Source organism: uncultured Phenylobacterium sp. (assembly GCF_902826855.1).
In the GTDB taxonomy this organism is placed as follows: Bacteria; Pseudomonadota; Alphaproteobacteria; order Caulobacterales; family Caulobacteraceae; genus Phenylobacterium.
The window spans coordinates 1-6,917 of the sequence record NZ_CADEGK010000220.1; the positions used below are offsets into that span (position 1 = coordinate 1).

Here is a 6,917-nt window from a genome sequence, read left to right on the forward strand (position 1 = left end):
CCCGGCCTCGATCTTCGACAGGTCGAGGAGGTCGTTGAGGATGCCCAGCAGCGACTCGCCGGACGAACGGATGACGTCCAGCTTTTCCTTGTCGCCAGGGGCAAGCCGGCTGCGCGCCAGCACCTGCGCCATGCCCAAGACGCCGTTCAGCGGCGTGCGGATCTCGTGGCTCATGTTGGCCAGGAATTGGCTCTTGGCGACGTTGGCCGCCTCGGCCCGGTCGCGCGCCTCCTCCAGCCGCCACTGGATCTCGTCGTGCGCACGCTCGTGTTCGTGCAGCCGACGCGCCACGCGCCAGATCTGCAGGCCCAGCGCACCGGCCAGCCCGGCGAACACCAGGAAGCCCAGCGCCAGCATCGGGGCGGCGTCATTCAGGACCCGCAGCCCGGTGTGTTCCGGCCGCCAAGCGAGCCGCCCGATGGGTCGACCGGCGGCGTCGATCAGCGGCAACGTCCCAGGCGACGAGCCGAGAATGGCCTCGAAGCGGGGGCCCTTCAGCTGCAACTGCCGCATTGTGACGACCATGCTTCGGTCCAACCGTTGCGCGGACAACAGCAGGACGGATGGGCCAGGCGCGCGCGCCGCCGCGGCGTTTTCCGGCCTCACGGTCGAGGCGGCCACCAGATAGGGCGCGCCGTTGAACATCACGATCCCCGAGCCCGTCTCCGCCAGCAGCGGGTCGGTCGGCCCGACCTTCAGGGGCGGCAAGGCGCGCCGCCGGAGCTCAAGGGCGCGCGCCTGCCGGATTACGGGCGCCGCCGCCGCCAGGAACGGACCTTGCTTGCGTGGGTCGGCGCGCGCCGGACCCGCCCAGGCGTAGAAGGGTGTTCCGCCGCGATCGATCGCCACCGAGCGCTCATGGCCTCGATTGTTGGTCAAGTAGCTGCCGATCTCGGCGTCGGCCCACGCGATATCGCCGCCCGGCTTGAGTTCGCGATCTGCCTGGTCCCAGACCGTGACCGTGGTCATGTCGCTGACGATCCGCGACAGAGATCTCTGCAGAACGCTCTGGACCAGGGCCCGGTCCTCACGCGCCTGCAGGTCGTCCAACGCCTGCGAACCTGCCGCCAGCATGGCGGCGACGCCCATCAGCAGCAGAGCCACCAGGACGGCGCAGAGGGCGACGAGCCGCCGGACGGCCGCTTGGCCTCCCGCGATGCTCAGGGTCTTCCGTTCCGTCGTCCCGCCCTCGCGCGCCCGCATGAGCAAATGACCTGAGGGAGCGCGCGGAAGCCCGTCACTCCCGTCGATGGCAAAGACCTTCCTCGCCTGCATCGTCGAACCCTGCAAATGGCCCACCGATACGGATGCGGGCGCGACGGACGTCGCGCCGGCGAGCTTGCCGAAATCCTAAGGATTGGACGGGCCACGTAGAAGCACGGGGGCAGCCCCAGGGGTCGAAGCGGAAGTCAGGCCCGACGCGAAGGTCCGCTCGCGAGAGATGGCTGAGGGTCTGCTGTCGGCGCTCAGCCGCTAATCCGGGGTCGGCGGCAATTTGCGAAATCCACCCTTCGCGGACGTTCACGGCGTCCGCTCCTGGACGTGGGACCGAATGTCAGCTTGTCGATCTCGACCCGGCGTCCGCTTCCGACCCGTTGCGGACGTCCGCGGTCAACGACCGCTGGGGGTCGAACGCAGACGTTGAGGTCTGCCGGGTGCTTCTTGCATGCCTGCTCATGCTCCAGCACTGTCCGAAGCGGGTGTTTGGGGGTCTTCGATGGTGTTGCGTTGGATGTACGGTGCCGTGCTAGTGGCGCTGCTCGCTTCGGCGGCCTACGCCGAGACGCAGGCTTGGCCTCACTTGACTGACATTCCCAAGCCCGGCCCGGTCGAACTCGGACCCGCGGGCCAGGGCAATCCAGACATCACCCGCTTCCTGCTGGTCCGGGGCGCGGGCCAAGCCGAGATTTCGCCGGACGGCAAGTGGATCGCCTATAGCGCCACTGTCACCGGCGAGCCCCAGGTGTGGATTGTCTCCGCGTCGGGCGGTGCTCCGCGCCAGCTCACCTTCGGCGAGGGCATCGACGGCCTGACTTGGACGCCTGACGGTTCTGGCCTGGTCTATGTGGCCGACACCGGTGGCGATGAGAGGCCCGGCTTCACCCTTCTCTCCCCGGACGGTGCCCGCGAGACCGTGCTGGTCGGCAAGACCAACAGCTTCAAGGCTTACGGCGACATCTCAGCCAACGGCCAGCTCGCCTTCGCCAGCACCGAGCGCAACGGGAGTGACTTCGACATCTACGTCACCGACCTGAAGGGCGCCCTTCCGAAGTTGGTGCATCAGGGCAGCTTTGGGATGTATCCGCGGGCCTGGCGGCCGGGCGCTCCAGAGGTGCTGGTCAGCGAAACCCGTGGGCCCGGCGCTGACATTCATTTGCTGAACGTGGAAAGCGGCGCCTTCCGGACGCTGCTAAAACCGAAAGACGGCGCCCAGCACAAGGACCTCCGCTGGCTGCCCGATGGTTCAGGCTTTTACCTGCGAACGGACAATGGTCACGACTTCACGGGCGTTGCCGTCTACGACGTGGCGAGCGGCAAGCTGAGATATGTCGAGACGCCAGACGCCGATATCACTCAGATGGAGTTCAGCCGAGACGGGCGCTGGCTTGCCTGGACCGAGGACCGCGGCGGAGTGACCGATATCCGGCTCCGGGACCTCTCAACAGGCAAGCTCGTGCCTTTGCCTGCCTTTCCTAAGGGGTCGCACGACATCGCTTTGGCTGCCGCTGCGCCAGTGCTGGGCGTGCGCACCAATAGCCCGGCCTCGGTCGGCGAGCTGTTTTCAGTCAACCTGACAACCGGCTTGGCCACCAAGGTGCTGGAGACCACCTGGGCCGGCCTCGATCCGAGCATCATGGCTGAGCCCGAGCGCTTGACCTTCAATGCGCGTGACGGCGTCCTACTGTCTGGCCTCCACTACCGACCGAAGGGTGTCGCCGGCGCGCCCCCGCTCCTCCTCAAGCTGCATGGAGGACCCAGCTCTCATGCGGCCGGAGGCTATGCGGCCGACGTGCAGTATTACGTGTCGCGGGGCATTGCGGTCTTTGACCTCAACTATCGGGGCTCCACCGGGTCCGGAAAGGCCTTCGAGCGGCTGAACGACAAACGGCTGCGTACCAAAGAGATCGACGATCTTGTCGACGCTGTTGAATGGCTTGCTGCGAGTGGCCGCGCTGACAAGTCCCGCCTGGCGGTCGGCGGTGGCTCGTACGGCGGTTATCTCACCAACGCGGTGCTGGGCGCCCATCCGGGCTTGTTCAAGGCCGCCTTCTCGCTGGTGGGCGTCTCGGACTGGGTGAAGGCGCTGGAAGAGGCCTCACCCTCTCTGAAGTCAGGCGACCGAGTTGAATACGGGGACATCACCGATCCGAAGGACCGAGCGTTCTTCGCTAGTATCTCGCCGATCAGCAATGCCGCGAAGATCAAGACACCTGTGTTGGTCGAGCACGGCGCCAACGACCCGCGCGACCCGGTGACTGAGAGTGACCGGTTGGTCACCGCCATCCGGGCCGCCGGCGGGGAAGTGGTCTACCTTCGCTTCCCGGACGAGGGCCACAGCGTCGTCAAGCGCGCCAACCGGGTGCACATGTACCGCGCCATCGCGACCTTCCTCCAAGCCAAGCTGGGCCTCCCATCGACGCCTCGGGCTCCGTAGGCGCCTACGTCCACTTCCAACCCCAAATGGTCGCTGTCGCGCACGGGTCGCGCAAAGCCGGGCGTCCGTTTTCCACCCTTCTAGGACATTCTGAGCGTCTGCTTGTGGGTACGTAGCCTGAGCGCCTCGCCTGTCGGCGCACAAATGGCTGTCGGGTCTCTGGCGTTTGGGCCGCTAGGCCTTCCCTCCTGTGGCATCAGGTCTCGCGGGCCGCTCAAAGAGCACCCCGTTTGGGTGACGACGCCTTCGCAGAGAGACGATAATCAGAGCTCAGCAGTGGGGAATCAAATGCTTAAGCTTGTTCGGGCGGTGTCGTTCGCCATCGTTCTCGCCGTCGCGGCGCCGGCCGCCCAGGCCCAGACCTTCCCGATCAAGATGGCCAATCATAACAAGGGCTACTTCAAGGGGTTCACCTCGGTTGTGCTGCCCAGCTACAACTTCACCGTCATCACCGCCAACCAGGCGACCGCGGTCGGCGGCGGCGCCGCGTCGCGCCTGAACAAGGTGCTGTTCGGCGTCGACGAGGCCGCCATGCGCAAGATGGCCGACGAGGCCCATGCCGACCTTCGCGCCCAGTTCACCGCCGCCGGGATCCCCGTCGCCGGCGACGAGGCTAGCCAGGACGCGCTCAAGGCCAGCGGCGTTGCGCTGCAGCCCGGCAATCTCGACCTCGTCAAGGCGACCGGCGGCATCACCGTCAACCAGAGCCTACGCCAGAGCTACGCCACGGTCGGCGCCACCGCCGCACCCATGCTGGGCGCATTCAAGTCGGTGCTTGGCGGCGGCCCCGGCGCGGCAGCCGCGGCCAAGGCGGCTGAAACGGTGGCCAAGGGACAGCCGGACGGCGCCATGGTGGTCATCCCCACCCTGGTGGTCGACTTCGCCGCCATGCAGGCCGGGGTCCAGTCCAACAGCCGCCGCACCAGCGCGACCACCAGCGGCGGCGCGGCCTTCACCATCCGCGGCGTGGCGTCGGGTATGTTTTTCGCCAAGGTCTACAACCGCGGGAAAAGCGTCTTCCCCTTCTACGCCCGCCCGGAAGGCGACTATGGATCTGCCGCCCCCTTCGCCGACGACGTGGCCGGCGGCGCGACGGTGGCGCCCACATCCGCCTTCGGCGACAACGCCGCCCGGGGCGATGCGGTGGTGGTCAACCTCGCCGCCTGGGAAGGCCTCGTTCGCGACGCTTACAAGTCCTACAACGCCACCCTGGTGAAGGCGGCGCTGGCGGGGAAATAGGATTTCGCGTCGTCCGTGGGCCGACCGATCACGCAAACGCCAAAGCCAAAGTCCGCCAACAGAGACGCTCCATCGGTTGCGCCGGCGCGGCCGAAATCGGCGCGATCCAGGTTTGACAGTGTCGCTTCAATGTTCTATCTTTGTTCCGATGAACCTGGACGCTGACATCGCCGCCGACCAGATGCTGGGCGAACTCGCCCAGCTCAGCCTCGCCGTCGCCCGTGACCTCCAGGCCAAGGTCGCGGCGACCGAGGACACCGACGCCCTGATCCGCCTCGCCGAAGCCTTCACCAAGGTCGGCCGCTGTGTGCGCATGTCCGTTGCGCTGGGCATGCGCCTGCGTCGCGGCGAGCCGCTGGTTCCTGCCGCGCTTGACGTCGCCGCCACGGCGCCCGACGTCGAACGCGAGGAGACCTTTGTCGAGGAGCGCCCCGAGCGGGCTGAGCGCCTCGACATCTACGAACCGCTCTTCGACCGGCTGCCGTCGGGCGACCTGCCGAGCCAGATCGCCGTTATCGCCCGCGGCCTGGACCGCGCCGCCGCCTCGCTCCCCGAACCGCAGGCCAGCGCCTACCGCGCCCGCTGCGCAGCGATCGCCGGTGGCCGCCGACCCTTTCCCCTGCGCCCCGCTCAGGACCGCCCGCCGCCTGACCCGAGACGCAGCCTCCTGGCCGGCGCGGCCGTCATCGACCTGGCCCGCCGCCCGCCCCTCCGGTCCGGCTGAGGTTGCGGAACGCCCACGGCGCCCGCCCACCCGGAGATGACACGTGCGGGTTATGCGCGTACTATATGCGCATGCCTGATACGCATGTGACCCATCGCCAGCGTTTGAATCTGACACTTCCGGGGGCGCTGGTGGAAGAAGCCAAGGCTCTCGGCCTGAACTTGTCACGCGCCTGCGAGAGCGGGCTGGAAGCGGCCGTCGCGGCCGAACGATCGCGTCGCTGGCAGGCGGAAAACCGCGCCTTCCTCGATTGGTACAATGCGAAGGTGGAGCAGGATGGCCTGCTCCTGGGCCAGTACCGACAGTTCTGATGAAAAACGGCGTCTACAGGTTGCCGAGTGGGACCCTCGTCGTCGATGTTCAGTCCGATCTGCTCAATCCGACGACCACGCGCGTGGTCGTGCCGCTCCTTGCGGCGCAGGACGTGACGGGCGCACAGCCTGGACGGCTGACGCCCAACTTCGAGATCGAGGGACGGTCGTTCATGCTGCTGCCCCTGCAGATGGCAGCGGTTCCGCTTCGCGAACTCGGCCACCAGCCACTCAGGATGCTGACCGAGCTCGAGGCCTACGCAGTAAGCAGCGCGCTGGGCGTGTTATTCGAGGGCGTCTGACGCGCCGAGCGTGCACGCCGCGTGCGCCGCCACGAGGGGCGGCCCTCATACGGGCGCAGCGCACGAATTGCGCGACTGCGAGGCGCTCGCAAAAGCCGCGAGTCATCAAAGGTTTAAGCTCGCGCTTGTTGGTTGACCCACTCGCCTCTCAGGCGCAAAATCCACAAATCGCCTGACTGAGACAGGCGGCAAGGGCGCCCCCGGCGGCCTAAGACATACGCTCCTTGGAGCGACTTCCGGGGACGCCCCTGGCGTCTGCCGCAGCCTGGCGGGAGGCCTTCAGCCTCTGCAACAGAACTGCGAGGAAGTGTCATGCATACCGATCCGCAAACGGAAGTTCGTCACCACAAGCCGAAACATCTGGCCGAGCGCTTCGAGGGTATAGTCGGCGTCATCATGGTCGCGGCGATCGTGCTGCTGGCGATCGGACTTATCTACGGGATCCTCACCACCGGCTCGACCGACCCGAAGTGGATGCAGTAGCGCCTGACCAGGGTCCGTCAGGGACTAGGCAGGTCTGACGTCCCCCTCGGGGGACCCGACATCGCGCGCGCGCCGACGCTGAGCCCTGCATGACGCGGAGTGAAGGTGGCGAGCGTCGAACCACTGCGCTACGCCTGACCGCAACCAATGAACCCACATTTCCCAAGTAAGGCGCTGATTTCGCTGTCCTGACCATTATATTT

At 66.9% G+C, this 6,917-nt stretch carries 7 protein-coding genes; 6 read left to right on the forward strand and 1 reads right to left on the reverse strand.

What is annotated here, in order from left to right:
* On the reverse strand, positions 1-1,203 hold a 1,203-nt coding region (locus QZV94_RS21340), incomplete at its 3' end, for a histidine kinase dimerization/phospho-acceptor domain-containing protein (RefSeq protein WP_293681677.1).
* Between the two features lie 463 nt (positions 1,204-1,666).
* On the opposite strand from QZV94_RS21340, the gene QZV94_RS21345 reads away from it, so the two are divergent.
* The 6 genes from QZV94_RS21345 to QZV94_RS21370 all read left to right on the forward strand — a co-directional run bounded on the left by QZV94_RS21345 (position 1,667) and on the right by QZV94_RS21370 (position 6,714).
* Positions 1,667-3,655, forward strand: coding sequence for a S9 family peptidase (locus tag QZV94_RS21345; RefSeq protein ID WP_293681680.1), 1,989 nt, complete (start codon positions 1,667-1,669; stop codon positions 3,653-3,655).
* Positions 3,656-3,943: 288 nt separating this feature from the next.
* The gene (locus QZV94_RS21350; RefSeq protein WP_293681683.1) at positions 3,944-4,894 is read left to right on the forward strand and encodes a hypothetical protein; all 951 of its coding nucleotides are present in this window, start codon (positions 3,944-3,946) and stop codon (positions 4,892-4,894) included.
* 148 nt (positions 4,895-5,042) lie between these two features.
* Positions 5,043-5,618 (forward strand): hypothetical protein, encoded by a 576-nt coding sequence (locus tag QZV94_RS21355; protein WP_293681686.1) that lies wholly within the window; start codon positions 5,043-5,045, stop codon positions 5,616-5,618.
* A 65-nt stretch (positions 5,619-5,683) separates the two neighbouring features.
* Entirely contained in the window at positions 5,684-5,929 is a 246-nt protein-coding gene (locus QZV94_RS21360; RefSeq protein WP_293681689.1) for a type II toxin-antitoxin system CcdA family antitoxin, read from the forward strand.
* Positions 5,929-6,231, forward strand: coding sequence for a CcdB family protein (locus QZV94_RS21365; protein ID WP_293681692.1), 303 nt, complete (start codon positions 5,929-5,931; stop codon positions 6,229-6,231). Before QZV94_RS21360 ends, QZV94_RS21365 begins: the two co-directional genes overlap by 1 nt.
* Before the next feature lie 312 nt (positions 6,232-6,543).
* Positions 6,544-6,714 (forward strand): hypothetical protein, encoded by a 171-nt coding sequence (locus QZV94_RS21370; RefSeq protein WP_293681695.1) that lies wholly within the window; start codon positions 6,544-6,546, stop codon positions 6,712-6,714.
* Positions 6,715-6,917 lie beyond the last annotated feature (203 nt).